The organism is Streptomyces sp. NPDC051243, from assembly GCF_044455405.1.
GTDB lineage: Bacteria > Actinomycetota > Actinomycetes > Streptomycetales > Streptomycetaceae > Streptomyces.
The window spans coordinates 42,723-68,378 of record NZ_JBITES010000023.1 but is presented as its reverse complement, the minus strand read 5'-3'; the positions used below and the strand labels follow the sequence as shown (position 1 = coordinate 68,378).

Sequence of the window (25,656 nt, the reverse complement as noted above, 5' to 3'; positions counted from 1 at the left end):
TGTCGCTTTGAACTAGCCGCCGGTGTCCGCAATGCCACCGAAAAACTCCGGCCGCCACCGCGAAATGTGCGTTCCGGTTGTGACCCGCGGTGAGTAAGGTGCCAGGTGCACAACTGTGGGACGCCGTAACGGGGATGGGCTGGGACAGATGGCCGCGGGGTTATTCGAAGGGCAGTATGTGTGGCATCCGGCGGCCGACGACCGCTTGCTCGCGAGCGCATGCGTCGATGTCCGGGCCGGCCGTTATCTGAGCGCCCGTGACGCCCTGGCCGAATCCCGCGGCGACTTCGGCCTGCGCGCCCACCGCTCTCTGGTGCTCGCCTCGGAGGCCGCCGACTCCGACCTCGTCGAGCGCTGGCTGGCCGAGGAGCCCGGCCCCGAGGCCGAGCTGCTGTGGGCCCGGGTGGCCGTGCTGCGGGCGCTGCGCGCGGCCGACGCCCGTGACCCGCGCACCGAGGCGCTGGAGCGGATAGCGCTGGCCGCCTGCGACCGGGCCGCGACGGCCGACCCCGCCGATCCCACGCCCTGGGTGGCCAAGCTGGCGATGGCGCGGCTGCACCGGCTGCGCGACCATGCGCCGCGCGGCCTGCTCACCGCGCCGCCCGGGCCCTGGCGTCTGTTCGCCCACATCCTCTCGCTCGACCTCTGGCACCGCGAGGCCCACCACCGCTTCCTGGCCTGCTTCTTCCCGCGCTACGGCGGCTCCGTGACCGCCGCCTGGGACGTCGCCGCCTTCCTCGGCCAGCGCGCGCCCGCCGACTCACCGCTGCGCCTGCTGCCGCTGGTCGCCCTGGTCGAGTGCTACGACCCGACCCAGCTGCTCGCCGACCGGGTCTGGGAGCAACCGCAGTGGCGCTCCACCGCCCTGGCGATCCACGAGAACTGGCTGGCCACGGTGGCCGGATACCGGTTCACCCCCGTCCTCGACCTGGCCTACCTCGCACACGCCCTGGTCATGGCCCGGCGCGAGGAGGAGGCACGCGCGGCCTTCACGGCGATGGGGCCGTACGCCTCCCGCATGCCCTGGTGCGTCTTCGGCGACCCGGCCGAGCAGCTGTCCCGGGCGCGCCGCGCCTGCAGGCTGCCGGTGCCGCCCGTCTGACGCATCGCAACCCCCCACCAAGAGAAAGGTCCGTTCCGTGTCAGAAGGGATAACGGCTCCGCGTGCCCGAGCGCGCGGGGGAGCGGTTCCGATCGAGCTCGACGACGACGCGACCCTGCACGCGATGGGTTATCCGAGAAAACTCACGCGTCGTTTTCAGGCATTCGACAATTTCGCCATCTCGTTCACCATCATCAACATCATCTCGGGTATCTTTTCGGGAATCGGGTTCGGTCTCAACGCGGGCGGCCCGAGCATTCTCGTCTTCGGCTGGATCGGCGTCTCCGTCATGGTGCTCTTCGTGGGAGCATCGATGGCGGAAGTCGCCTCGGCCTATCCGACGAGCGGCGCGCTGTATTTCTCCGCGGGAAAGCTCGCCAAACGGCACAAGGGCGCCTGGTCCTGGTACACCGGCTGGCTGAATTTCGTGGGCCAGGTCGGCGGCACGGCGGCCACCGGATACGCCGCCGCCACCTTCCTCCAGGCCTTCATGGCCCTGCAGTGGCCGTCGTACGAGCCGACGCCCCACCGAACGGTGCTGATCACAACCCTGATCATCGTGTTGCAGGGGTTGGCCAACACCTACACCGTGCAGCTGGTCGCCGTACTGAACCGGATCTCCGTGTGGTGGCTGCTGATCGGACTCGTGGTGATCGTCAGCGCGCTGATCGTCATGCCCGAACATCATCAGTCGGCTTCCTTCGTCACGCATTTCGTGAACAACACCGGTTTCACGAGCGGGCTTTACGGCGGGATGCTCGGGCTGCTGGTCACCAGCTGGACCTTCACCGGCTTCGACGGCAGCTTCCACATGTCCGAGGAAACGGTTCGGGCGACGGTCAACGCGCCGAAGGGGATCACGCGGGCGATCGGTTACTCGGCGATCGCGGGACTGCTGCTGATGCTCGCATTGGTCTACAGCATTCGTGACTACGACCGGGTCGCGAGCGCCGACGCACCTCCCGTACGGATCCTGATCGACGGCCTCGGAGTCGGCACCGCGAAGGCGCTGCTGCTGATCGTGATCGGCGCCATGCTCTTCTGCGGCCTGGCCAATCTCACCAGCAACACCCGGCAGATCTTCGCCTTCTCCCGGGACGGCGCGATGCCGGGCTCCCGCTGGTGGCACTCGGTCTCGCCGCGCACCCGCACACCCGTCAAGGCGGTGTGGCTGGCGGTGGCCTGCTCGCTGGCGCTCGTGCTGCCCGGCTGGTGGTCGCAGACGGCGTTCACCGCCATCGTCAGCGTCAACGTCGTCGGACTCTTCCTCGCCTACGCCGTCCCGATCCTGCTCCGGCTGCGACTGGGGGACGAGTTCCAGCCGGGGCCCTGGCACCTGGGCCGCTGGGGACGGCCGGTCGGGACCGTCGCCGTGACCTGGATCCTGCTCAGCAGCGTCCTGTTCATGCTGCCGCACGCCTCACCGATCACGGCCCGCTCCTTCAACTACGCCCCGATCGCCCTGGCCGTCGTCCTGGCCGTGGCCACGGTGTGGTGGTTCACCACCGCCCGCCGCCGCTTCCACGGACCGGTCAGCTACGGCCGCCCGGACGAGGTCGCGGCCATGGACCTCGTCTGACGAACTGTCACCCTCTCGGCGTACGCCGTTCCTGCGGCGTACGCCGAGAGTCTCGTCCCGCTCATCTCGTCCCGCTCGTAAGGCGTTCGGCCCGAAGAGCCGCCCCCTGTCGTGCCAGTGGTCGACACCAATATTCGTAGGCGCGCCAGGGCCGAAGTGCTGGCAGACGGTGCCGCCTGCGTCCATAGTTGGCGGACAGCCGTGCACCGGAATCGCCCGACTCGGACACCTGGGGGTCTTCCGCCCATGAGCAGAGCCGAACAGCCGTCCCGGAGAGCCGTCCTGACCGCCGCCCTCGCCGCAGCCGTCGCCGGCAGCGCGGGCCCCGCCGTCGCCTCAGACGCCGGCGCCGATGCCGCGGCCCCTGCCGACACCCCGGCCCGCACCGTCGACAACCGTGCCTGGACCACGTACGCCGACTGGTGCCGCGGCACCGCCGAGGGCACCCGGGCCGTCGCGGGCAGCCGCCCCGGCATCGTGATCGCCTCGCCCGCCGGCACCACCGACTACACCGACCCGCACACCGGCCGGACCGCCCGCTGGGAGTACGCGACCTGGACGTCCCCCGTCCACCGCCTCTCGGTCCCCGCCACCGAGGCGATCGCCTCCTGGAACGCGCACACCCCCGACGGCACCTGGCTCCAGATCGAGCTGCGGGGGACGTACTCCGACGGCACCGACACCCCCTGGTACGTGATGGGCCGCTGGGCCGCCGGCGACCAGGACATCAGGCGGACCTCGGTCGACGACCAGAGCGACGGCAGGAGCAGCATCTGGACGGACACGTTCGCCGTCGACGACCCGGCCACCGGACTGCGCCTCACCTCCTACCGGCTGCGGCTGACCCTCCACCGCAAGCCCGGCACGAAGCTCACCCCCAAGGTCTGGCGGGTCGGCGCCATGGGCTCCGACGTCCCCGACCGCTTCACCGTCCCGGCCTCCACCCCCGGTCTCGCCCGGGAGCTGATCGTCCCTCGGTACTCGCAGGAGACCCACATCGGGCAGTACCCGGAGTACGACAACGGCGGCGAGGCCTGGTGCAGCCCCACCTCCTCGCAGATGATCATCGAGTACTGGGGCGGTCGCCTCACCCCGGAGCAGCTGGCCTGGGTCGACCCGGCGTTCGCCGACCCGCAGGTCTGCCACGCGGCCCGGTTCACCTACGACTACCAGTACGAGGGCTGCGGCAACTGGCCGTTCAACGCCGCCTACGCGGCCACCTTCGAGGGCCTCCGGGGCGTCGTCACCCGGCTCGGCTCCCTCACCGATCTGGAGACGCTGATCGCGGCCGGCATCCCGGCCATAACGTCCCAGTCCTTCCTCAAGGAGGAGCTGACCGGGGCAGGCTACGGCACCGCCGGGCACCTGATGACCGTCATAGGGTTCACCGCCGACGGCGACGTGATCGCCAACGACCCGAACTCGCCGAGCAACGAGGCGGTGCGGCGCGTCTACCGGCGGCGCGAGTGGGAGAACATCTGGCTGCGGACCAAGCGGTACAACGCCGCGGGCAAGGTCGTCTCCGGCACCGGTGGGGTCTGCTACCTCTACTTCCCGGCACATCCGACCGCGCGCCAGCGCGCCGCGCTCGCCGCGGTGGGCGTGCGCTGAGCCGCCGGGCGCGGACGAACGGAAAGGCCCCGGGCAACCGGGGCCTTTGTGCTGTGAGCAACGTCTCCACCGCAAAGGCCGCTCCCGGTGGCAAGGTGGGCATATGACCGCGCACTCAGCCACAGCCGCCCGCGTCCGCACCGGCGGCCCCGAGGAAGACGGCCCCAAGATCGCCGAGCACGTCCTGGGCTGGACCCTCGTCGTGGTCGTCGCGATGCTCATCACCCAGCTCGGTCTGCTGTGAGCTGAGACACACAGAGCTCTTTGGCCGGACATATGCCGACCCGGCGGTGAGTGGCCCCAACAGAGTCGATCAGACTCGAACGAGCAGCTGGTGCAGGTCTGCCATACTGCCGATGTCCCGCCGCCCGTTGGAATCCAGGGTCGAAATTGAATATTAGTCAACAGCGTGACGCGGCCCGTCCGCGCTCCCGCGGCACCGAGCGTTCGGTGGCGCGTCGCGCCGAACTCATCACCATCGGGCGGAAGTTGTTCGCCGACACGTCGTACGACGCGCTCTCCATGGACGACATCGCCCGGCAGGCACATGTCGCCAAGGGGCTCATCTACTACTACTTCCAGTCCAAGCGCGGCTACTACCTGGCGATCATCCAGGACTCCGTCGCCGACCTGGTCACGTACGCGGCCGGCGGCGTCGAGCTGCCGCCGGTGGACCGGGTCCACCGCACCATCGACAGCTATCTCCGCTACGCCGAGCACAACCAGGCCGCCTATCGCACCATCGTCAGCGGCGGCGTCGGCTTCGACGCCGAGGTGCACGCCGTGCGGGACGGGGTGCGCGAGGCGATCGTGGCGACCATCGCCGAGGGGGCGTACGGCCATACCGACATCGCCCCCATCGCCCGCATGGGCCTGCTCGCCTGGGTGTGCAGCGTGGAGGGCGCCACCCTCGACTGGATCGACCGCCCCGAGCTGCCCCGCGACACCATGCGCGAGCTGCTGGTGAAGACCCTGGGCGGCGCCATGCGCGCCATCGAGGAGCTCGACCCCTCCTACAAGGCGCCCGACCCCGCCCGGCGGGACGACTGACCCGGCCGGACAGGCCCGAGGGGCGGAGGCGCGTGGTCCTCCGCCCCAAGTGCCCCGCGAGTCCCGCTACTTGATGGACCTGATCAGCTCACCGTTCGCGGTGTCCCCGCTGAGCTCCCAGAAGAAGGTCCCGCCCAGTCCCTGCCGGTCCTTGTACTTCATCTTGGTCGCGATGGTCGCCGGGGTGTCGTAACTCCACCAGTCGTCCCCGCACTTGGCGTACGCGGTGCCGCCCACCGTGCCGGTCGCCGGGCAGGTCTGCTTGAGCACCTTGTAGTCCTCGAAGCCGTCCTCGTAGGTGCCCTTCGCCGGGCCCGTGGCGGTGCCGCCGGGCGCCGCCTGGGTGACGCCGGTCCAGCCGCGGCCGTAGAAGCCGATGCCGAGCAGCAGCTTCGAGGGCGGGATGCCCAGGCCCTTGAGCTTGGCGATGGTGGCGGCGGTGTTGTAGCCCTCCTGGGGGATGCCCGGGTAGGAGCGCAAGGGGGAGTGCGGTGCCGTGGGGCCGGTGGCGGCCCAGGCGCCGAAGTAGTCGTAGGTCATCGGGTTGTACCAGTCGACGTACCGCGCCGCGCCCGCGTAGTTCGCCGCGTCGATCCGGCCGCCCGCGCTGGCGTCGGCCGTGATCGCCGCGGTGACCAGCTCCCGCTTGCCGAACTCGGCACGCAGCGCCTTCATCAGCTCGGGGAAGGCCTCCCGGCCGCTGGTGTCGCAGGTCAGGCCGCAGGCGTTGGGGTACTCCCAGTCGATGTCGATGCCGTCGAAGACATCCGCCCACTTGGGGTTCTCGACCAGGTCGTGGCAGGACCGGGCGAAGGCCGCCGGGTCCTTGGCCGCCTCGCCGAAGCCGCCGGACCAGCTCCAGCCGCCGAACGACCAGACGACCTTGAGGTCCGGGTGGAGCTTCTTCAGTTTGCGCAGCTGGTTGAAGTTGCCGCTCAGCGGCTGGTCGGCGGTGTCCGCGACGCCGTCCACGGACTCGGCGGCGGTGAACGGCTTGTCGGTGTCCGCCCAGGGGTCGCCGATGGCGCACTTGCCGTCGACGACATTGCCGAAGGCGTAGTTGATGTGCGTGAGCTTCTTGGCCGAGCCGGAGGTCTCGATGTTCTTGACGAAGTACTGGCGGCCGTAGATGCCCCAGTCGGTGAAGTAGCCGACCACCTTGGAGCCGGCCGCCTTGCGGTCGGCGTCCCGGTCGGGGCCGTTCTGGTCGGCGGTGGCCGGGCCGGCGCCGGCGAGCAGAACGGCGCCGAGGGCGGCGGAACACGCGGCGGCCAGCAGGGTGCGGCCGCGAGCGCGGGAGTGGAGCGGGGTGTGCATCGGGTGTCTCCTCGCAGGGGACAGAGGGGAACGCACGGGATGGCACGCCGATTGGCATGAACGCGGGGAGGCGTTGGACCGAAACGGTAGGAGGACTAGACCACTTGGTCAATGGTTCGGACCAATTTGGGCGACCGGGGAGCCTCCGGGCAGTGGCCCGAAAGTTTCTTGGAGTAAGCGGTCGTTAACTGGTGACTCGATGTCCCCGATCGGGCATACTCACCGCAGAGCCGCTGGTCAGCAGCTTCCGCGATCCGGGAGCGGAGCACCTGACGGCACCCGAGAGACCAGGCGGAGCCGCCCCACCCAAGGCGTGCGACCGCCGACATTCCCGAAAGGGAGGAGAGCGTCGCCATGCCCGACCGCGCCCCGCAGCCGGTGGACCGTCAACTGCCCACGGACGAGGCCCGGGACCTGATCTCGCTCGTCCGCGACATCGCGCAGCGCGAGATCGCCCCGAAGGCGGCCGAGGAGGAGGACGCCGGACGTTTCCCGCGCGAGGTCTTCACCCTGCTCTCCGAGTCCGGACTGCTCGGCCTGCCGTACGACTCCGAGTACGGCGGCGGCGACCAGCCGTACGAGGTCTATCTCCAGGTCCTCGAGGAGTTCGCCGCGGCCCGCCTCACCGTCGGCCTCGGCGTCAGCGTGCACACCCTGGCCTCCTACGCCCTCGCCGCCTACGGCACCAAGCAGCAGCAGGTCGAGCACCTGCCAGCGATGCTCGGCGGCGGGCTCCTCGGCGCGTACTGCCTGTCCGAGCCGGCGTCGGGCTCGGACGCGGCCTCCCTTCGCACCAAGGCGGTGCGGGACGGCGACGAGTGGGTGATCACCGGTACCAAGGCCTGGATCACGCACGGCGGGATCGCCGACTTCTACACGGTCATGGCCCGCACCGGTGAGGATGGGCCGCGCGGGATCACCGCGTTCCTGGTGCCCGGTGACGCGGAAGGGCTGAGCGCGGCCGCGCCCGAGAAGAAGATGGGCATGAAGGGCTCGCCCACGGCCCAGGTCCACCTCGACGGCGTGCGGGTCCCCGACGAACGGCGTATCGGCGACGAGGGCCAGGGCTTCGCGATCGCCCTGTCCGCACTCGACTCGGGTCGCCTCGGCATCGCGGCCTGCGCGATCGGCGTGGCGCAGGCGGCGCTGGACGAGGCGGTGACGTACGCGACCGAGCGACGGCAGTTCGGCAAGCCGATCGCCGACTTCCAGGGCCTGCGCTTCATGCTCGCCGACATGGCGACCCAGATCGAGGCGGGCCGCGCCCTGTATCTGGCGGCGGCCCGGCTGCGCGACGCCGGCCGGCCGTTCGCCAAGCAGGCGGCCATGGCCAAGCTGCACTGCACCGACACCGCGATGAAGGTCACCACCGACGCCGTCCAGATCCTCGGCGGGTACGGCTACACCGCGGACTTCCCGGCCGAGCGCTATATGCGGGAGGCCAAGGTCCTGCAGATCGTCGAGGGCACCAACCAGATTCAGCGGATGGTCATCGCCCGTCACCTGGCAGGTCCCGAAGGACGCTGAACTGACCGTGCCTGACCGTCGGCGCCGTGAGCCGGATCCACTCCGGGTCGTGGCGCCCCGGCAGGGTGCGCCCACGGTCGGCCCACGTGCGCATCAGATCGCGGTAGATCGGCGGGTCCGGCTGCTGTGGGGGTGCCGGCGTGACCGCTCCCGCGGGCCGCGGAACGAAGATACGGCGCTGGGGACCGGTCGCGGAGTACGTAGGGGGCATACCAGGGCAACGCGGAGGCAGGCGGACAAGTCACCGCTGAGGGGAATAGGGCGTGAGTTCGCGAACGTCCGGCTCGCTCTCTGGCCACCCGAGGCTGTCTGACGTACCGTCAGCCCAGCCCGCCTCCAGGGAGGTTTGCCGTGGCCGACGACGACCGCCCGGTACCGCTCGACGAGTACCCGGTGCACCAGGTGCCCCTGTCCATGAAGTACGTCGCGACCAGCGACCGCAACGCCTACGACCGCTGCATCTTCCACGTCCTCGACCACCAGGGGCGTGCCCTGCTCATCCTCGGCCTCGGGGTGTATCCCAACGTCGGGGTGATCGACGCGTACGCCACTGTGCGTGTGGGGAACACCCTGCACGCCGTGCGCGCCTCGGACGCGCTCGGCGAGGACCGGACGCGGCTCGCCGTCGGGCCGCTGCGCATCGAGGTCGCGGAGCCGCTGCGCCGGCTGCGGCTGATCTGCGACGACGACGAGTTGTCGTACGACATCACCTGGACCGCCGACTTCCCGGCCCTCTGGGAACCCCACCACGTCCAGCGCCGCGGCGACCGGCTCACCCTCGAAGGGCGCCGCTTCGTACAGGCGGGCGGCGTGGCGGGGGCCATGCGTGCGGGCGGGCAGGAGTTCCGCGTCACCCCTGCCGAGTGGACCGGCACCCGCGACCGCAGCTGGGGTGTGCGGCCCATACCGGGCGAGGAGGGCGGGCGATTCGCCGAGGAGCGCGCTACCGAGGGCTTCCACTGGATCTGGTGTCCGGTGCGCTTCGAGGACCGGTTCCTGATGGTGATCGTCCAGGAGGACGCGGACGGACACCGCTCGCTGAACGAGGCGACGCTGGTCCGCCCCGGCCGCCGCGACCGCCAACTCGGCTGGCCCCAGCCCGAGATAACCTACCGCTCGGGCACCCGCCACCCCGAACGCGCCCTCGTCCACCTCGGCGACGTACGCAAGCCGTGGGAACTGGAGGTGGAGGTCCTCACCTCGTCCCCGCTCGCCCTCGGCGCCGGCTACCCGCCTGCCGACGACTGGCAGCACGGCACCTGGCAAGGGCGCGGATGGGTCGACCGGCGCAGCTACGACCTCACCGACGCCCACCCGTTGGCGGCCTACGGCGTCACCGACCACGCCGCGCGCTTCAGTCTGGACGGCCGGGTCGGGCACGGCGTCTTCGAGCACGGCTCGTTCGGGCGGCACGACCCGAGCGGGTTCACCGGCTTCGACTCGGTCGCACCGTAAGGGAGTCGGCACATGACCGCGGCGCCCCGCCCCCGTACGACGACCCGCGACCGGGACGAACTCGCCCGTCGCCTCACCGCCTGGCTCGACACCCGACTGCCCGGCGCCAGGGCCGTAGGCGTCACCGCCCCCACGTCCAACGGCATGTCCAGCGAGACCCTGCTGTTCGACGTCGAGTACGCGGAGGGGGCCGGCCGTCTCCAACCCCCGGTGGACGCCTGCGCGTTGCGGCTCGCGGCGGATCCGGCGGCGTACACCGTCTTCCCGGTGTACGACATGGCCCGCCAGTACCGCACGATGCGCCTCGTGGCCCGGCACACCGACGTCCCCGTCCCCGGGATGCTGTGGCTGGAGGAGGACCCGGGCCCGCTCGGGGCGCCCTTCTTCGTCATGGAGCGCGTCGACGGACGCGTGCCACCCGATGTCATGCCGTACACCTACGAGGGCAACTGGCTGCACGCGGCGAGCGACACCGAGCGCGAGCGGCTGGAGGCGGCGACGATCGGGCTGCTGGCCCGGCTGCACGACCAAGTCCCGCCGAAGGAGGCGCAGTTCCTGGGGCTCCCGGGTGAGGGTGACGCGCTGCGGCGGCACGTCACGGCCCAACGCGCCTACTACGAATGGGTGGTTGACGGGCTCGCCAGCTCACCGCTCATCGAGGAGGCGTTCGAGCGCCTGGAGGAGCTCTGGCCGCGCGACCCGGGCACGCCGGTGCTCAACTGGGGCGACGCGCGCATCGGGAACGTCATCTACGACGGATTCGAACCCGTGGCCGTCCTCGACTGGGAGATGGCGGCACTGGCCCCGCGCGAGGTCGACCTCGGCTGGACCGTCTATCTGCACCGCTTCTTCCACGACCTGACGACAGCCTTCGGACAACCCGGGCTGCCCGACTTCCTGCGCCGCGACCGGGTCGAGGCCCGCTACGCGGACCTCACCGGCCACACCCCGCGCGACATGGACTTCTACACGCTGTACGCCGCGCTGCGGCACGCCGTCGTCATGCTGCGGATCGCCTACCGCCAGGCGCACTTCGGCGAAGTCGCCGTCCCGGCGGACCCGGACACACTGATCCTGCACCACGGCAGCCTGCGAGCCATGGTGCAGGGCAGCTACTGGGATTGAGCCACAGGACCGAGACGGTGGCCGCTCGGGCGGCGTGCGCTCAGCCGGCGATCGCGCAGGCGCGGACCGCTCAGGCGGCCTGGCGGCGCATCGCCGGGACCCTGATGGGACGCGAGCCGGGGCCGCCGACGTGCGAGAACGGCTGGGTCCGCCAGTCGAGCCCCTGAGGGAGCGTCAACAGCAGGGCCGTGTCCTGCTCCTGGGGCTCCGCCGAGTCGTCGGCGGAGCGGGCCTCGGAAGCCCTGCGGCCCGTGCCGGCGCAGACCGTGAGGCCGAACGGGTTCCACGGCGAGGCACACAGCGCGTGCTCCGGCAGGACCTCCTCGTCCGCCAGCAGGGCGATGGGCTGCGCGCAGTCCGGGCAGATGACCCGGAACATCTCGAAGGTGTCGTACGCGTCCAGCTCTTCGTCGTCGAAGTCGTCGGGTTCGACGCCCTCCGGAGCGGGCTCGACGACGGGCTGAAGGCGCTTGGGCGCGGTACGACCAGGGCGCTTAAGACTCTGCATGGATAACTCCCCCTCGGGCTGGGGCCGTGAAGGCGCTTCGGCCTCGACCACAGCAAGCACTTCCCGCCCGGTCTCGGCGTTAATCACGGGAACATCACGGAGCCTGTTCGAGGCCTGTGGCGTTCGTCACATGCCGCTCGCAGGTGCCCGTGGCGGCCGGTTTGTCCCTCAGACGGTTCACAGCCGTCCCCCGGTCACATCACAAACCGGGCATGACCTGGACTGCTCAGGTATCCGAGGAGATCAACCGCCCTGTAGGTTCTTGCGCCATGGAGGAGCTGGACCGACAAATCGTGCAGCTGCTCGTCAAGGACGGGCGGATGAGCTACACCGACCTGGGCAAGGCCACGGGCCTGTCCACGTCGGCCGTGCACCAGCGGGTGCGCCGACTGGAGCAGCGTGGCGTCATCCGTGGCTATGCCGCGGTCGTGGACCCCGAGGCCGTGGGGCTGCCGATGACCGCGTTCATCTCGGTGAAACCGTTCGATCCCAGTGCTCCTGATGACATCGCGGAGCGGCTGGCGGACGTGCCGGAGATCGAGGCCTGCCACAGTGTCGCGGGCGACGAGAACTACATCCTGAAGGTTCGGGTGGCCACGCCGCACGAGCTCGAGGAGCTGCTGGGGCGGGTGCGGGCGCTGGCGGGGGTGTCGACTCGGACGACGGTGGTGTTGTCCACGCCGTACGAGGCGCGGCCGCCGAGGGTCTGAGCGTCGCGACGGTGCCGCAGGGCGTTGCGGGCAACCCCTGTCCGAAGGGGCAGGGCGTGACGCGCGAGACTGTCTTCCATGAGTGAGCCCACCGCCCAGCCGAAGACCGTTCTCCTCCGCCGTGGAGAGGTCCACAGCCCCGCCGATCCCTTCGCCACCGCGATGGTCGTGGAGCGTGGCCAGGTGGCCTGGGTCGGGTCCGAGGGGGCCGCTGACGCGTTCGCGGACGGTGTGGACGAGGTCGTGGACCTGGACGGTGCTCTGGTCACCCCTGCCTTCACCGACGCCCATGTGCACACGACCGCCACAGGCCTCGCCCTGACCGGCCTCGATCTGTCCGCGGCACCGTCCCTGGAGGCGGCTCTCGGCCTCGTACGGGACTTCGCCGCCGCACGCCCGCACGACCGGGTCCTCCTCGGTCACGGCTGGGACGCCTCGCGCTGGCCCGGAGGCCGCCCCCCGACGCGAGCCGAGCTCGACGAGGCCACCGGCGGGCGCCCGCTGTATCTCTCCCGCATCGACGTCCACTCGGCGGTCGTCACCACGGCCCTGCTGGACATGACGCCCGGTGAGCTCGGCGCCGCGGACGCCCCGCTCGTCGCCGCCGCCCACCACGCCGTACGCGCCACCGCGCTCGGCTCCATCACCCCCGCCCAGCGCATCGAGGCCCAGCGCGCCGCCCTCGCCCACGCCGCCTCCCTCGGCATCGGGACCGTCCACGAGTGCGGCGGGCCGGACATCTCCTCCGAGGACGACTTCACCGGGCTGCTGCGGCTCGCCGCCGAGGAGCCCGGCCCGCGGGTCGTCGGCTACTGGGCCGAGCGGGCCGAGGAAGGGGTTGCGAAGGCGCGTGCGCTGGGCGCGACCGGCGCGGCGGGCGACCTGTTCGTCGACGGCGCCCTCGGCTCGCACACCGCCTGCCTGCACCAGCCGTACGCCGACGCGGCCCACACCGGCACCGCCTACCTGGACGCGGCCGCCGTGGCCGCCCATGTCACCGCCTGCACCGAGGCCGGCCTCCAGGCGGGCTTCCACGCGATCGGCGACGCCGCCGTGACCGCCGTCGTGGAGGGCGTGCGTGCCGCGGCCGAGAAGCTCGGCCTCGCCCGGATCCGCGCCGCCCGGCACCGCGTCGAACACGCCGAGATGCTCACGCCGGAGACCGTCGCGGCCTTCGCGGAGCTGGGTCTGACCGCCTCCGTCCAGCCCGCGTTCGACGCCCTGTGGGGCGGCGACGACGGCCTGTACGCGCAGCGCCTGGGCGCCGAACGGGCCCGCACCCTCAACCCCTTCGCGGCCCTCCTGCGCGCCGGGGTCCCGCTCGCCTTCGGCTCGGACAGCCCGGTCACGCCCCTCGACCCCTGGGGCACGGTCCGCGCGGCCGCCTTTCACCACACGCCCGAGCACCGCGTGTCCGTGCGCGCCGCGTTCACGGCGCACACGCGTGGCGGGTGGCGGGCGGTCGGGCGGGACGACGCGGGCGTCCTGGTGCCTGGGGCGCCCGCGGACTATGCCGTGTGGCGCACCGGCGAACTGGTGGTCCAGGCCCCCGACGACAGGGTCGCCCGCTGGTCCACCGACCCCCGTTCCGGCACCCCCGGCCTGCCCGATCTGACCCCGGGCCGTGACCTGCCGGTCTGTCTGCGCACGGTGGTGGGCGGACGCACGGTCTTCGTACGGCCGGGCGAGTGATCTCCCGGGGTGGCGCGCGGCCGATCGCTTCGCACCACCCCGGCGCGCGACCTGCGCATCCTCTGCGCTGACCAGCGAATTGGTCGAAAAGTCGCAGGTCAAACGGCTGTTGACAGGCGGAGGTCCGGGGCCGGTAGGTTCGGCCGAGTCCACCACCGGACGCCCGACCGGGAACCGCGGATCTTCCGGGAACCGCCGTGACGCCGCTGGGTCAGGGACGGTGTGCCGCACCGGGCACCGCCACTGGGAGCCAGGCTCAGCGCCCGCGCGGCGACGACGGAACGTCGCGGCCGATCGGGGAGGTGTGACCCGGGTGGGGCCCGGGCGCTCAGTAGACAACGGCTTTCGGTCGATCCGCAGCCAGCGGGTCCCAGGTCGGCCCGAAGGGCGCCGGGCCCCCATCCGCAGAAGGCGTGAAACCGTGCAAGGGGGAACGAATCCGGCGTACCGGTCCCGAAAAACTCAGCCTTACCCCGCTCTTGTGGAATCGACACCACCATACGAACGTGCTGTCACGTCAGCGCAGGCCGCGCCCACTATGGTGGACGTCTGCGTACGGATGTGAAGGGGCAGCAGTGAACGACGGCGACGGGACCCTCGGGGCACAGGACCGCGGGAGGCGGTTCGGGCCGCTCGGCACGGCGTTGGTGATCATCCCGACCTACAACGAGGCGGAGAACATCAAGGGCATCGTCGGCCGGGTCCGCAAGGCGGTCCCGGAGGCGCACGTGCTCGTGGCCGACGACAACAGCCCCGACGGCACCGGCAAGCTCGCCGACGAAGTGGCCGCCGAGGACGACCACGTCCAGGTCCTGCACCGCAAGGGCAAGGAGGGCCTCGGCGCGGCCTACCTCGCGGGTTTCCGCTGGGGCATGGACAACGGCTACGGCGTCCTGATCGAGATGGACGCGGACGGCTCCCACCAGCCCGAGGAACTGCCCCGTCTGCTGACCGCCCTCAAGAGCGCCGACCTGGTCCTCGGCTCCCGCTGGGTGCCGGGCGGCCGGGTCGTGAACTGGCCGAAGTCCCGCGAGTTCATCTCCCGCGGCGGAAGCCTCTACTCCCGCCTCGCACTCGACCTCCCGCTCCGCGACATCACCGGCGGCTACCGCGCCTTTCGCCGCGAGACCCTCGAGGGCCTCGGCCTCGACGACGTCGCCTCCCAGGGCTACTGCTTCCAGGTCGACCTCGCCCGCCGCGCGGTCAAGGCCGGCTTCCATGTCGTCGAAGTGCCGATCACCTTCGTCGAGCGTGAGCTCGGTGACTCCAAGATGAGCCGCGACATCCTGGTCGAGGCGCTGTGGCGGGTCACGTCGTGGGGGGCGCAGGAGCGGGTGGGCAAGCTGATGGGCCGCGCGAAGACGACCACGCACTCGCAGCCGCCCACGAAGTCGCGGCCGCCACAGGCGTAACGGGCGGCGCGGCCGCCACGGTCCCGGTCGGCGCATGTCCGTCCGTCGCCGGCGGCCACAGGCGTAGGCCTACGACCGCACAGGCGGCGGCGGGCGTCCCCTTATCCCGCTCTGAGCCGGGCCCAGGCACACTGGACCCATGACGACTGGCGCACCGACCCCCACCTATCCCGCCCGGCCTCGGCGCTCCCGGCTGCGTACCTTCCTGCCGCTGGGCCTCGCCGCGTGGCTGGTGCTGGAGATCTGGCTGCTGACCGTGGTCGCGGACGCGGCGGGTGGTCTCGCGGTGTTCCTGCTGCTGCTCGCCGGGCTCGTACTCGGCTCGGTGGTGATCAAGCGGGCCGGCCGGCGCGCCTTCCAGGCCCTGAACGAGGCGCTGCAGCGGGGTGGCACACCGACGAGCGGCGGCGGCAACGGCCTGATGATGCTGGGCGGCCTGCTGATCATGCTGCCCGGTCTGATCTCGGACGCGGTGGGCCTCGTCCTGCTGATCCCGCCGGTCCAGAAGGCCCTCAGCCGTCAGGCGGAGCGGACGTTCGAGCGCAAGCTGCGCGCGGCGACCCCGGGTTCGCTGGGCGACGCCTTCCAGCAGGCTCGTATTCACCGTCCCGACGGCAAGGTCGTGCAGGGTGAGGTCATCAGGGACGAACCGGGGGATGCCCCGCAGGGGCCGAGGCCTCCGCTGACGAGCTGATCTGCACGGGAGCCCGGCGTCACTGAGCGCCGGGCTTTGCGTTTCGGGGCTTTGGGCACAGCAAACCGCGGGCGCCGTACGCCACCTTCACGTACGGCGCCCGCGGTTACGCGCGTTGCCTGGTCAAACCCGCCCGAGCCCCGCGGGGACTCGCAGGGACTACGCCGACTTGCGGCTGTCCCGGGGGTGAACCGCGATGTTCATCGCCCCGGAGCGAAGAACGGCAAGACGCTCCTCGAGGACCTCTTCGAGTTCCTCTCGGGTACGCCGCTCCATCAGCATGTCCCAATGCGTACGCGCGGGCTTGGCCTTCTTCTCCTCAGGGCCGTCGCCATCAACGAGGAGTGCCTGGGCCCCGCAGACCTTGCACTCCCACTCCGGCGGGATCTCCGCCTCGACCGAGAAGGGCATCTCGAACCGGTGCCCCTTCTCGCATGCGTACTCCACGGCCTGGCGCGGGGCCAGGTCGATGCCGCGGTCCGTCTCGTAGCTGGTCACCACGAGGCGCGTGCCGCGAAGAGCTCGCTCACTCATGAATCGTGCCTCCCGGGCTTGTCGCCCACAGGACAGGTGTCGCTGTCGTCGTCATCCGGTCAACGTCCGGTCGGCGGTAAAGATTCCCGTTCCGTGTCCCGTTCCGGGTGATGCGTTGCCGTCGTAGCCGCAGCCTTGCTGACCAATGTCGTACCCACCGGCGCCCGGTTTGTCACATCTGCTAGCAGATATGACACAGCGTTTCGGCATCTTTGACGCGCAGTAACGGTACGCCTGGCAGGCCAAACGCGTACACTACCGCCCTTTCACGTTGAACGCTAAATCCTTGTCGGAACCGGGTTGCCCGCGTCGCTGATCGCCCGCCGCACCGGAACCCTCGCGAGCAGGGCGAACCCGATGACGAAGAAGGCCACGAGCGAGATGATCGCGTCCCGGTAACTTCCGGTCAGCTGGTAGGTGAGCCCGAACAGCAGCGGCCCCAGCCAGCTCATCCCGCGGTCGCTCATCTCGTACGCCGAGAAGTATTCGGCCTCCTTCCCCGGCGGGACGAGATGCGAGAACAGGGACCGGGACAGGGCCTGGCTGCCGCCCAGGACCAGCCCGATGCCGGCCGCAAGCACGAAGAACCACGCCGGTGCCCCGGCCGGCAGGAAGTACCCGGCCGCCAGTGTCACCGTCCACGCGACCAGCGAGCCGAGGATCGTGCGCTTCGCGCCGTAGATCCGGGCCAGTCGCCCCATGGTCAGTGCCCCCGCCACGGCGAGGACCTGGACCAGCAGCACGGCGCCGATCAGCGTGGACTGCCCGAGGCCCAGTTCCTCGGAGCCGTAGATCGACGCCTGGGAGATCACCGTCTGGATGCCGTCGTTGTAGACGAGGTACGCGAGGAGGAAGGCGAGCGTCAGCGGGTGGCGGCGCATGTCGCGGACGGTAGCCGCGAGCTGGCGGAAGCCCATGGCGCTCGGTTCCCGGCCGGCGCGGTCGTCGCTCATGGGCCGGCGGTCGCGCAGCCGCCGCAGCGGAATGAGGGCGAAGCCTCCCCACCACAGTCCCGCCGACGCGAGACAGATACGGACGGCCATGCCCTCGGAGACCCCGAAGGAGTCGTGCGCCAGATACAGGACCAGGTTCACGATCAGCATCAGCGAACCGGACGCGTAGCCGAAGGCCCAGCCCCTGGAGGAGACCGCGTCGCGTTCCTCGGGCGGGGCGATCTGCGGGAGATAGGAGTTGTAGAGCATCATCGCGACGGACTGCGCCGCGTTCGCCACGATCAGCAGGAGGCCGCCGAGCAGATAGCGGTCGCCGTCCAGGAAGAACATGGCCGTGGTGGCCGTCGCCCCCAGATAGGCGGCAGCGGCCAGCAGGGGCTTCTTGCGGCCGGAGCGGTCGGCGGCCGCTCCCACCAGGGGCATCACCAGGACGGCGACGATCACCGACACCGACACCGAGTACGCGAAGAAGGAGCCGGCGCGCACCGGGATGCCCAAGGGGTGGACGAAACCCTCCGCGTCCGCCGCCTCCTCGGCGACCGACGTCAGATAGGGGCCGAGGAACACCGTGAGCACACTCGTCGAGTAGACGGAACACGCCCAGTCGTAGAAGTACCAGCCGCGCTGCTCGCGGCGGCGCCCCGCGGCCTCGTCCGCCGCATCCGTACGCACGGTATCGGTGCCCACCCCGCGCCCTCGCTTCCCCGTGATGATCCCGCGCGAGGGGCGGAGCCCGGACGGGGGTCAGACCCAGACGCCCCGGTCCTCCATGACCTTGCGCAATGTGTCGATGTGATCGGTCATGATGCCATCCACTCCCAGGTCCAGGAGCCGGTGCATCGCGTCGGGATCATTGATGGTCCACACGTGCACCTGAAGCCCGCGCGCGTGGGCGGCCCGTACGAAGCGGTGGTCCACCACCTGGATCCCGGACTGCACCTCGGGCACCTGTGCGGCGACCGCCGATGCGCGCAGCGCGGCCGGCACGCCCCATGAGCGCAGCCGCAGATTGAGGACACCGCGGGTGCCGTACGACGTCGCCAGGCGAGGTCCGGCCAGCCGCTGGGCGCGCACCACGCGTGCCTCGGAGAAGGAGCCGACGCAGATGCGGTCCCAGGCGTTTGTGCGCTCGATCAGTTCCAGGAAGGGGTGCAGCGCCGGCTCCGCCTTGAGGTCGACGTTCCAGCGGATGTCGGGGAAGATCTCCAGGAGCTCCTCGAACAGGGGCACCGGTTCCTTGCCCGCCACGCGCGCCTGCCGTACGTCGTCCCACGGCAGGTCGGCGATGCGGCCCGCCCCGTCCGTCACCCGGTCCAGGGTCGAGTCGTGGAAGGCGACGAGCTTGCCGTCGCGGGTGGTGTGGACGTCGGTCTCGATGTACCGGTAGCCCATCTCGGCCGCGCGCCGGAACTGCAGCACGGTGTTCTCCAGTCCGTCCGCCGCCCCGCCGCGGTGGGCGAACGGAATCGGGCCGGGGTGGTCGAGGTACGGGTGGCGTATCCGCGTGGTGCTCACGGACGAAGTATCGCCCGCCGGGGTTGCCCGGTGGCAACGACCGTGCTGCCGTCGGATGCCGAGGGGACGGCGAACACCCGCAGGAACAGCTGGGCGAGCGGGCCGATGGACAGCGCGTAGAGGACGGTGCCGACGCCCACCGTGCCGCCCAGGGCGAAGCCGGTGACGACGACCGCGATCTCGACGGCCGTGCGCATCAGACGGATCGAGCGGCCGGTGCGCCGGTGCAGGCCGGTCATGAGGCCGTCGCGGGGGCCCGGCCCGAAGCGGGCGGCGATGTAGAGGCCGGTGGCCACGCCGTTGAGCAGGATGCCGGCCAGGAGGAGGGGGATCCGTACGGCCAGGGAGTGCGTTTCGGGGACCAGGGCGAGGGTGCCGTCCATGGTGATGCCGATCACGAAGACGTTGGAGACGGTGCCGAGGCCGGGGCGCTGGCGCAGCGGGATCCACAGGAGCAGCACCGCGGCGCCGACGAGGATCGAGACGACGCCGATCGTCAGGCCGGTGCGTTCGGCGAGGCCCTGGTGCAGTACACCCCAGGGCTCCAGGCCGAGGCCGGCCTCCACGAGCAGCGCCGAGCTCGCGCCGTACAGCGCGAGCCCGACGTAGAGCTGTGTCAGCCGCCGTATGAGACGGCCGTGCGTGAGCCGACGTATGAGGTGCCGCTGCTCGGACAAGACATGCCCCCCTGTGGTGGTAGTGGCCTGATGCATGACACCCTGTGGCTTGGGAAGCAATGCCATCCATGGCCAATTCGGGGAAGGTGGACTGGAAATCATGGCGCAGTGGACTTCTGCGGTGGGTGCCACGCAGCTCGCCCGGCTCCTCACCTCCCAGCAGGACCGCCCCGCCGGCCCCGGCACCAAGCGCCCGCCCGCGTACCGGGCGCTGGCCGACGGCATCCGGCTGCTCGTCCTGGAAGGGCGTGTTCCGGTCGCCGCGCGGCTGCCCGCGGAGCGGGAGCTGGCCCTCGCGCTGTCCGTGAGCCGGACGACGGTGGCCACCGCGTACGAGGCGCTGCGCGGCGAGGGGTTCCTGGAGTCGAGGCGCGGAGCCGGGAGTTGGACCGCGGTACCCGCCGGCAACCCGCTGCCCGCGCGCGGGCTGGAGCCGCTGCCGCCCGAGGCGCTCGGCTCGATGATCGACCTGGGCACCGCGGCGCTGCCCGCGCCCGAGCCGTGGCTGACCCGTGCCGTCCAGGGCGCCCTGGAGGAACTGCCCCCGTACGCCCATACCCATGGCGACTATCCGGCCGGGCTGCCCGCGCTGCGCTCGATGATCGCCGACCGGTACACCGCGCGCGGGATCGCGACGATGCCCGAGCAGATCATGGTGACGACCGGGGCGATGGGCGCCATGGACGCCATCTGCCATCTGTTCGCGGGGCGCGGTGAGCGCATCGCGGTCGAGTCGCCCTCGTACGCCAACATCCTTCAGCTGATGCGGGAGGCGGGCGCCCGGCTCGTGCCCGTCGCCATGGCGGAGGGGCTGGCCGGCTGGGACATGGACCGGTGGCGGCAGGTGCTGCGGGAGGCCGCGCCGCGGCTCGCCTATGTCGTCGCCGACTTCCACAACCCGACCGGCGCGCTGGCCGACGACGACCAGCGGCGGCGGCTGGTGGACGCGGCGCGGTCGGCGGGGACCGTGCTGGTCGCCGACGAGACGATGACCGAGCTGTGGCTCGAGCCGGACGTCGAGATGCCGCGGCCGGTGTGCGCCTTCGACCCCGCGGGGTCGACCGTCATCACGGTCGGGTCGGCCAGCAAGGCCTTCTGGGCCGGGATGCGGATCGGTTGGGTGCGGGCCGCTCCGGACGTGATCCGCAGTCTCGTCGCCGCGCGCGCGTACGCCGATCTGGGCACGCCCGTGCTGGAGCAGCTCGCCGTGAACTGGCTGTTCGCCACCGGGGGTTGGGAGCAGGCGGTGGAGATGCGGCGGGGCCAGGCACTGGAGAACCGGGACGCGCTGGTCGCCGCTGTGCGGCGGGAGCTGCCCGACTGGGAGTTCGAGGTGCCGCGGGGCGGGCTCACGTTGTGGGTGCGGACGGGGGGTCTGTCGGGGTCGCGGCTCGCGGAGGCGGGGGAGCGGGTGGGGGTTCGGGTGCCGTCCGGGCCTCGGTTCGGGGTGGACGGGGCGTTCGAGGGGTATGTGCGGTTGCCGTTCACCGTGGGGGGTGCGGTGGCGGAGGAGGCCGCGGTGAGGTTGGCCGCGGCGGCGCGGTTGGTCGAGAGCGGGGTTTCCGGGGGCGGCGACGCGCTGCGGCCTTTCGTGGCCTGAGCCGGGTGGGGCGTGGGGCGGGTATTACGACGTTTCCGCCACCACGGCCTCCGCCGGGACCGGCTCGGGTTCCTGTTCCGCCTTGTCCTGCTTCGCCAGCGGCTCCGCCTCCACCGGCGTCGTGCGCTCCGGCAGCAGATCCAGTACGGCCTGCCGGTGCGCGTCGCTCGTCGCGTCGTCGTACGGGTCCGGGGTCGCCGGGACCTGAAGGCGATGGACGGGGCCCGTACCGAGGCGGGCGTAGCCGCGGCCGGGCGGTACGTCGCTGACCGGAGTCGTGTGCGGGGGAGCGCCGAGGACCGTCTCCAGTTGTTCCGCCGTCGCGGGCCCGAGCACGACACGCGCGCGCGTGTGCTGTCGTACGGCGTCGCTGAGCGTGTCCATGGCGTCCCACTGGTCGGCGACGACCACCGTGATGTTGGCGGCGCGGCCGTGCCGGAGGGGCACCTGGAGCAGGGCCTGTGGGTCCTTGCGGTTGTCTGCCGCCGCGAGGTGGGAGAACGCGGTCGGGCGGTCCAGGAGGAGCCACAGCGGGCGCTTGGTGTCGTCCGGCGGGGGGTTGCCCGCCTGACGGGTCCGGTTGATGGCGATCAGGCGCCGCTCCGTCTCCGTCGCCGCCCACTCCAGGCTCGCCAGCGCCCCGGCGAGGCCGCACTCGACGGCCAGGACGCCGTCCCGCCCGATCAGGCAGGCGTACTCCCCGGTGCTGCCGCCCTCGACGATGACGACGTCGCCGTGCTGCAGCGCCTGCAGGGCGATCGAGCGCAGCAGGGTCGAGGTGCCGCTGCCGGGCTGGCCCATGACCAGGAGGTGGGGTTCGGTGGAGCGGATGCCGGTGCGCCAGACGACCGGCGGCACGTCGCGGAGCTCCTCGCCGTGGGTGAGGGGGAGGGTGCGCGGGACCTGGGTCGGGTCGGTGAAGCCGAGGACCGTCTCGCCCGGGGCGGTGACGAATCGCTGGGCGGCGATGTCGGTGGGCAGTGGGGCGAGGACGGTGACGGTGAGTTCGTTGCCCATCTCGTCCCAGGCGAAGTGGTACTCCCGGCCGCGGCCGGACTTCGCGGCCAGCAGGTGTTCGATCCGCGCGCGGGCCTGCGCCTCGCCGTCGGTGAAGTAGGCCGGGTAGCGGATCAGGAGACTGCTGACGCGTCCCGTGCCGTCGAACTCGTACTCGGGGAAGGCCTTCTCCCACTCGCCGCCGTGGGTGTAGAGCGGTTCCGGGTCGTCGGCGGCGGAGAAATAGGGGACCAGTGCCTCGTACAGCGCCTTGAGCCGTTCCGTCTGCGACTCGTCCGGGCCGTCGGGTTCCGGCGGCGTGCGGTCCCGGCCCTGCCAGGCCGCCGCCGCCATCAGCGTGACGACGGCGAGCAGCGGGCCGTACGGAACGAGCGCCACGAACATGATCACCGAGGCCACCAGGAACAGCAGCATGCCGCGCCTGTCCTTGGGCGTGTCGGCCCACTTGCGCCGCCCGGCCGAGGCCAGCCGGCGCAGACCGCGGGTGATCGTGATCAGCGGGTGGAGGACGTCAGAGGCGCTGTCGGACGCCGTCCGGGCCAGCTCCCGGCTACGGGCGAACTGCACCCGGGCCAGCTCCCGGCTCCGGGCGATCTGCGCGCTGCCTGTGCTCAGGATGCGGGGGAGGGGGCGGCGGGCCACTGCTGTCTCCTACAGGTGCGTACGGGTGGGTGGGGCGGCGTCAGAACTGGATGCCGCCCAGGAGGCTCGCCAGGCTCTCGCCGCCGGCCTTGATGCTCGGGGCGATGGCCGTGCTCGCCAGATAGAAGCCGAACAGGGCACAGATGCAGGCGTGCGACGCCTTCAGCCCGTCCTTGCGGAAGAAGATGAAGACGACGATGCCGAGCAGGACGACGCCTGAGATGGAGAGGATCATGTGAGTGCTCCTGGTTGGTGGGGACAGTCACCATGAGTACTTCCAGGCTCACAGGATGTATCCATACGATAAAAGGTGCAACTGGGTGAAATTCGGCTGATTTCCCTCGGGTGGCGGAGTGTCCTTGGCCGGATGAGCTTGGGTGTCGCGCCCGGCCGTGTCTGCGATGATCTTTGCCTCGGGCGCGTCGGGTCATGTGCCGCGCGAGCCAGTACCCTGGCGAATCACTCGTACGGCCGAGCACCGCTCGCCGGTCGTGCGGGTGCTCCCCGCAGTTCCCGTGGTTCCCCGCAGTCCCCGTGTTCGTAGTGAGAGGCGGTCCGGCCGATGACTGAAGCCCCCGACCCCGAGGTCGTGGAGCTGGCGACCAAGATCTTCGATCTGGCCCGGCAGGGGCAGACCGAGGCGCTCGTGGCGTACGTCGACGCGGGCGTTCCGGCCAACCTCACCAACGACCGCGGCGACTCGCTCGTGATGCTCGCCGCCTATCACGGCCACGCCGAGGCCGTGCGCGCCCTGCTCGCCCGTGGTGCCGAGGCGAACCGTGTCAACGACCGAGGCCAGACGCCACTCGCCGGTGCCGTCTTCAAGGGTGAGACGGAAGTGATCAAGGCCCTCCTGGAGGGCGGCGCCGACCCGGCCGCGGGCACTCCGTCGGCTGTCGACACAGCCCGGATGTTCGCCAAGACGGAACTGCTCGAGCTGTTCGGCGCACACTGATCCGAATGTTCTGACCAGCGAAAACACAGAAAACGGGGGAGGCGGTACAGGGCCGCCGAAATTTCGGTCGCGGCAGACGGAAGTGCCGAGTCATCATGACGTCGTGATTCACGGACGCGATGGCTGGGCAGGTGTTGCCGCACCACGCGGGCCGTGATGCGGTCCGCATGGGCCACTGACGAGAGGCAGAGGAAAATGGTCTACAGCAAGCAGGAAACGGCGGGCGCCCCGACGTGTTGTCACGCGGCCAGGTGAAGCAAGATCCCCGGTTGCGTCGACGCTTGATGTGAGGCTGTTTCCCATGTTCGAACCGGTCATAGCGCCCAGCGGTACGCTGCTCGGCCTGCTCCAGCGGGGTCGCGGCGACGGCACACTGCACGCGCTCACCGCGCCGCGCGCCGAGGCGCTCGCGGCCCTGAACCACTGTGTGCTGCGGGATCCCCGCCACGACTGGCAGGTGGAGAACCGCTCCCTGTACTACGCCCGTCTCTACCTCGACCTGAACGGCGAGCTGGACGAGATCGAGGCCGACCTCTTCGACGTCGAGGACGCCCTCGACACCGAGGAGTCCCGCACGGGGCTTGCCCTGGCCGTCCTCGGCCACCTGGCCTCCTACGGCAGGCGGGACGCCCTCGAACTGCTGCGCAGGTACGCCGCGTCCGGCTCCAACTGGGCCTGGGCGCTCGACGAGCTGGCACTGCGGGACGACGACGCCGGGCTGCGCGCCCTGGCCGCGCCCGTGCTGGCGCGTTTCCCGGCCGACCCCGAGGGCGAGGCCGAGCTGGCCGCCGCCGTACGCGATGCTTTTGAGCCACGGCCGTGGCGGCTGTGGGCCGAGGATCCGCGCGAATCGATCGCCACGCGCGTGCGTGCCGCTCAGGAGGCCGGCTGTTTCGACCGCTGGCAGCGGCAAATGCGACCTTCCGGGCCCCGTCCGGGGTGGAGCGTGCGGGCGGTATTCGAGTGGGCCCAGCAGGGCATGGAGCGCGGTGCCGCGCTGTATGTGCCCGCCGCTCGGTGCCTCACCGCCGTCGCCGGTCCCGAGGACCGGCCCGAGATCGTCGCCGCCGCCCAGGACGGCACCGACGGCGCCCGCTGTACGGCTCTGCGCTATCTCGCGGACAGCAATGATCCGGACGCCCTGGACCTGATCGAGGCGGCCGTCGTCACGGGATCGCCGGCCGTCGTGGAGGCAGCCCTCGACGCATTCGAACGGATGCGCAGTATCGCCGCTGTCGACCGCGCGCGGGGCTGGGCCCGACGGCCCGACCCGCTGGGCGCCGCCGCCGGGCGCATGCTCGCCTGCCGGGGCGGAGCGGAGGACAAGGACCTCGTCCTCGCGGCGCTACGGGAGGCCGTCCGGGGTGAGGGCCCCGACGCGCCGACCCTGTGGACGCTCGTCGACGGCACCGGACGGCTCGGCATCGCCTGTGCCGCCCCCGTACTGCGCCATATCTACCGCGAGACCGCCTCCTCCCATCTGCGCGGCCGCACCGCCCGCGCCCTGGCCGCGACCGATCCCTCCTTCCCGTCCGGATTCGCCGTCGAGTGCCTCTGGGACTGCGAGGAGACCACCCGCGAGATCGCCGCCCGGCACGCCGAGACCGGGGACACACGCGTCGTCGAGCGGTTGCGCCGGCTCGCCGCCGACCCGGCCGAGGAGGCCGAGGTCCAGACAGCCGTACGCAGCCGGATCGGACCGGACACGACCGCCGGCTGATCATCGCCCGGCATCCACAGGCATCGGCAGGCGGTACCGGATCTGCTGCCGGAGCGAACGGCCGGCTGATCGCCGATCATCGGGCGGCACATGTGTTCACGCTGTGAAACTCGGGGAGATCCGCCCGCCAGGTGAACGAGGGATGACCTGCGGGTCAGGCGCGCATGGACGCGATCTGACCCGCTCGGGTGCGCAGCGGAACGCTCATGGGACGTTTGTCGTTCGGAAAGATCCACTTTGACGCGGCCACGTCCAGCACGG

General features: G+C 71.1%; 23 protein-coding genes. 15 read left to right on the top strand and 8 right to left on the bottom strand.

Features of this window, described 5'->3' with window-relative positions; genetic code table 11:
* Nucleotides 1-148 precede the first annotated feature (148 nt).
* The 5 genes from ACIBAG_RS41610 (at nt 149) to ACIBAG_RS41590 (ending at nt 5,342) form a co-directional block, all read left to right on the top strand.
* Nucleotides 149-1,102, top strand: coding sequence for a hypothetical protein (locus tag ACIBAG_RS41610; RefSeq protein WP_399112797.1), 954 nt, complete (start codon nt 149-151; stop codon nt 1,100-1,102).
* 124 nt (nt 1,103-1,226) lie between these two features.
* A complete protein-coding gene (locus ACIBAG_RS41605) occupies nt 1,227-2,681 on the top strand; it encodes an amino acid permease (RefSeq protein ID WP_399112796.1) in 1,455 nt (484 codons plus the stop codon).
* 246 nt (nt 2,682-2,927) lie between these two features.
* Nucleotides 2,928-4,292 carry a peptidase C39 family protein gene (locus ACIBAG_RS41600; RefSeq protein ID WP_399112794.1) on the top strand — a complete coding sequence of 455 codons (1,365 nt, stop codon included), beginning with the start codon at nt 2,928-2,930 and terminating at the stop codon, nt 4,290-4,292.
* A gap of 103 nt (nt 4,293-4,395) precedes the next feature.
* On the top strand, nt 4,396-4,536 hold the full coding sequence (locus ACIBAG_RS41595) for an SCO1431 family membrane protein (RefSeq protein ID WP_399112792.1): 141 nt from the start codon (nt 4,396-4,398) through the stop codon (nt 4,534-4,536).
* A gap of 146 nt (nt 4,537-4,682) precedes the next feature.
* Nucleotides 4,683-5,342 (top strand): TetR/AcrR family transcriptional regulator, encoded by a 660-nt coding sequence (locus ACIBAG_RS41590; RefSeq protein WP_399112790.1) that lies wholly within the window; start codon nt 4,683-4,685, stop codon nt 5,340-5,342.
* 66 nt (nt 5,343-5,408) lie between these two features.
* Here ACIBAG_RS41590 and ACIBAG_RS41585 read toward each other — a convergent pair whose 3' ends face one another.
* Entirely contained in the window at nt 5,409-6,659 is a 1,251-nt protein-coding gene (locus tag ACIBAG_RS41585; RefSeq protein ID WP_399112789.1) for a glycoside hydrolase family 18 protein, read from the bottom strand.
* 354 nt (nt 6,660-7,013) lie between these two features.
* Here ACIBAG_RS41585 and ACIBAG_RS41580 point away from each other — a divergent pair, with 354 nt between their 5' ends.
* From ACIBAG_RS41580 to ACIBAG_RS41570, 3 genes are all read left to right on the top strand, one after another.
* Complete coding sequence (locus ACIBAG_RS41580) at nt 7,014-8,186, top strand: acyl-CoA dehydrogenase family protein (RefSeq protein WP_399112787.1); 1,173 nt, start codon at nt 7,014-7,016, stop codon at nt 8,184-8,186.
* A gap of 414 nt (nt 8,187-8,600) precedes the next feature.
* The gene (locus ACIBAG_RS41575; RefSeq protein ID WP_399112903.1) at nt 8,601-9,641 is read left to right on the top strand and encodes a hypothetical protein; all 1,041 of its coding nucleotides are present in this window, start codon (nt 8,601-8,603) and stop codon (nt 9,639-9,641) included.
* Between the two features lie 12 nt (nt 9,642-9,653).
* The gene (locus ACIBAG_RS41570; protein WP_399112785.1) at nt 9,654-10,766 is read left to right on the top strand and encodes a phosphotransferase family protein; all 1,113 of its coding nucleotides are present in this window, start codon (nt 9,654-9,656) and stop codon (nt 10,764-10,766) included.
* A 70-nt stretch (nt 10,767-10,836) separates the two neighbouring features.
* Here the strand turns inward: ACIBAG_RS41570 and ACIBAG_RS41565 are convergent, their stop codons facing one another.
* Nucleotides 10,837-11,274, bottom strand: coding sequence for a hypothetical protein (locus ACIBAG_RS41565; protein WP_399112783.1), 438 nt, complete (start codon nt 11,272-11,274; stop codon nt 10,837-10,839).
* A 269-nt stretch (nt 11,275-11,543) separates the two neighbouring features.
* On the opposite strand from ACIBAG_RS41565, the gene ACIBAG_RS41560 reads away from it, so the two are divergent.
* From ACIBAG_RS41560 to fxsA, 4 genes are all read left to right on the top strand, one after another.
* Nucleotides 11,544-11,984 (top strand): Lrp/AsnC family transcriptional regulator, encoded by a 441-nt coding sequence (locus tag ACIBAG_RS41560; protein WP_399112901.1) that lies wholly within the window; start codon nt 11,544-11,546, stop codon nt 11,982-11,984.
* Between the two features lie 78 nt (nt 11,985-12,062).
* A complete protein-coding gene (locus ACIBAG_RS41555) occupies nt 12,063-13,676 on the top strand; it encodes an amidohydrolase (protein WP_399112782.1) in 1,614 nt (537 codons plus the stop codon).
* 575 nt (nt 13,677-14,251) lie between these two features.
* Complete coding sequence (locus ACIBAG_RS41550; protein WP_399112780.1) at nt 14,252-15,088, top strand: polyprenol monophosphomannose synthase; 837 nt, start codon at nt 14,252-14,254, stop codon at nt 15,086-15,088.
* A 139-nt stretch (nt 15,089-15,227) separates the two neighbouring features.
* Entirely contained in the window at nt 15,228-15,782 is a 555-nt protein-coding gene (gene fxsA / locus ACIBAG_RS41545; protein WP_399112778.1) for an FxsA family membrane protein, read from the top strand.
* A gap of 159 nt (nt 15,783-15,941) precedes the next feature.
* Here the strand turns inward: fxsA and ACIBAG_RS41540 are convergent, their stop codons facing one another.
* From ACIBAG_RS41540 to ACIBAG_RS41525, 4 genes are all read right to left on the bottom strand, one after another.
* Nucleotides 15,942-16,316, bottom strand: a complete 375-nt coding sequence (locus ACIBAG_RS41540; RefSeq protein WP_003977404.1) for an RNA polymerase-binding protein RbpA — start codon at nt 16,314-16,316, stop codon at nt 15,942-15,944.
* A gap of 278 nt (nt 16,317-16,594) precedes the next feature.
* Nucleotides 16,595-17,956, bottom strand: coding sequence for an MFS transporter (locus tag ACIBAG_RS41535; RefSeq protein WP_399112776.1), 1,362 nt, complete (start codon nt 17,954-17,956; stop codon nt 16,595-16,597).
* Nucleotides 17,957-18,013: 57 nt separating this feature from the next.
* Nucleotides 18,014-18,784 carry a glycerophosphodiester phosphodiesterase gene (locus ACIBAG_RS41530; RefSeq protein ID WP_399112775.1) on the bottom strand — a complete coding sequence of 257 codons (771 nt, stop codon included), beginning with the start codon at nt 18,782-18,784 and terminating at the stop codon, nt 18,014-18,016.
* Entirely contained in the window at nt 18,781-19,497 is a 717-nt protein-coding gene (locus ACIBAG_RS41525; protein WP_399112773.1) for a YitT family protein, read from the bottom strand. Before ACIBAG_RS41525 ends, ACIBAG_RS41530 begins: the two co-directional genes overlap by 4 nt.
* A gap of 64 nt (nt 19,498-19,561) precedes the next feature.
* On the opposite strand from ACIBAG_RS41525, the gene ACIBAG_RS41520 reads away from it, so the two are divergent.
* Complete coding sequence (locus ACIBAG_RS41520; protein WP_399112772.1) at nt 19,562-21,061, top strand: PLP-dependent aminotransferase family protein; 1,500 nt, start codon at nt 19,562-19,564, stop codon at nt 21,059-21,061.
* A gap of 24 nt (nt 21,062-21,085) precedes the next feature.
* On the opposite strand, the gene ACIBAG_RS41515 is transcribed toward ACIBAG_RS41520, so the two are convergent.
* Together ACIBAG_RS41515 and ACIBAG_RS41510 are read right to left on the bottom strand one after the other, a co-directional pair.
* Nucleotides 21,086-22,720 carry an ATP-binding protein gene (locus ACIBAG_RS41515; RefSeq protein WP_399112771.1) on the bottom strand — a complete coding sequence of 545 codons (1,635 nt, stop codon included), beginning with the start codon at nt 22,718-22,720 and terminating at the stop codon, nt 21,086-21,088.
* 40 nt (nt 22,721-22,760) lie between these two features.
* Entirely contained in the window at nt 22,761-22,955 is a 195-nt protein-coding gene (locus ACIBAG_RS41510) for a hypothetical protein (protein WP_345007819.1), read from the bottom strand.
* Nucleotides 22,956-23,282: 327 nt separating this feature from the next.
* Here ACIBAG_RS41510 and ACIBAG_RS41505 point away from each other — a divergent pair, with 327 nt between their 5' ends.
* Both ACIBAG_RS41505 and ACIBAG_RS41500 read left to right on the top strand, forming a co-directional pair.
* Nucleotides 23,283-23,675: an ankyrin repeat domain-containing protein gene (locus ACIBAG_RS41505; RefSeq protein ID WP_031486138.1), complete on the top strand. Its 393-nt coding sequence runs from the start codon at nt 23,283-23,285 to the stop codon at nt 23,673-23,675.
* A 301-nt stretch (nt 23,676-23,976) separates the two neighbouring features.
* Complete coding sequence (locus ACIBAG_RS41500; protein WP_399112769.1) at nt 23,977-25,395, top strand: HEAT repeat domain-containing protein; 1,419 nt, start codon at nt 23,977-23,979, stop codon at nt 25,393-25,395.
* Nucleotides 25,396-25,656 lie beyond the last annotated feature (261 nt).

What these genes read in the sequence shown, in the direction of transcription:
- ACIBAG_RS41555 (WP_399112782.1), top strand. Translation starts at nt 12,063, where the DNA reads ATGAGTGAGCCCACCGCCCAGCCGAAGACCGTTCTCCTCCGCCGTGGA.
- ACIBAG_RS41575 (WP_399112903.1), top strand. Translation starts at nt 8,601, where the DNA reads ATGAAGTACGTCGCGACCAGCGACCGCAACGCCTACGACCGCTGCATC.
- ACIBAG_RS41585 (WP_399112789.1), bottom strand. Translation starts at nt 6,659, where the DNA reads ATGCACACCCCGCTCCACTCCCGCGCTCGCGGCCGCACCCTGCTGGCC.
- ACIBAG_RS41500 (WP_399112769.1), top strand. Translation starts at nt 23,977, where the DNA reads ATGTTCGAACCGGTCATAGCGCCCAGCGGTACGCTGCTCGGCCTGCTC.
- ACIBAG_RS41510 (WP_345007819.1), bottom strand. Translation starts at nt 22,955, where the DNA reads ATGATCCTCTCCATCTCAGGCGTCGTCCTGCTCGGCATCGTCGTCTTC.
- ACIBAG_RS41560 (WP_399112901.1), top strand. Translation starts at nt 11,544, where the DNA reads ATGGAGGAGCTGGACCGACAAATCGTGCAGCTGCTCGTCAAGGACGGG.
- ACIBAG_RS41605 (WP_399112796.1), top strand. Translation starts at nt 1,227, where the DNA reads ATGGGTTATCCGAGAAAACTCACGCGTCGTTTTCAGGCATTCGACAAT.
- fxsA (WP_399112778.1), top strand. Translation starts at nt 15,228, where the DNA reads ATGACGACTGGCGCACCGACCCCCACCTATCCCGCCCGGCCTCGGCGC.
- ACIBAG_RS41580 (WP_399112787.1), top strand. Translation starts at nt 7,014, where the DNA reads ATGCCCGACCGCGCCCCGCAGCCGGTGGACCGTCAACTGCCCACGGAC.
- ACIBAG_RS41525 (WP_399112773.1), bottom strand. Translation starts at nt 19,497, where the DNA reads ATGCATCAGGCCACTACCACCACAGGGGGGCATGTCTTGTCCGAGCAG.
- ACIBAG_RS41610 (WP_399112797.1), top strand. Translation starts at nt 149, where the DNA reads ATGGCCGCGGGGTTATTCGAAGGGCAGTATGTGTGGCATCCGGCGGCC.
- ACIBAG_RS41600 (WP_399112794.1), top strand. Translation starts at nt 2,928, where the DNA reads ATGAGCAGAGCCGAACAGCCGTCCCGGAGAGCCGTCCTGACCGCCGCC.
- ACIBAG_RS41520 (WP_399112772.1), top strand. Translation starts at nt 19,562, where the DNA reads ATGGCGCAGTGGACTTCTGCGGTGGGTGCCACGCAGCTCGCCCGGCTC.
- ACIBAG_RS41570 (WP_399112785.1), top strand. Translation starts at nt 9,654, where the DNA reads ATGACCGCGGCGCCCCGCCCCCGTACGACGACCCGCGACCGGGACGAA.
- ACIBAG_RS41595 (WP_399112792.1), top strand. Translation starts at nt 4,396, where the DNA reads ATGACCGCGCACTCAGCCACAGCCGCCCGCGTCCGCACCGGCGGCCCC.
- ACIBAG_RS41505 (WP_031486138.1), top strand. Translation starts at nt 23,283, where the DNA reads ATGACTGAAGCCCCCGACCCCGAGGTCGTGGAGCTGGCGACCAAGATC.
- ACIBAG_RS41540 (WP_003977404.1), bottom strand. Translation starts at nt 16,316, where the DNA reads ATGAGTGAGCGAGCTCTTCGCGGCACGCGCCTCGTGGTGACCAGCTAC.
- ACIBAG_RS41565 (WP_399112783.1), bottom strand. Translation starts at nt 11,274, where the DNA reads ATGCAGAGTCTTAAGCGCCCTGGTCGTACCGCGCCCAAGCGCCTTCAG.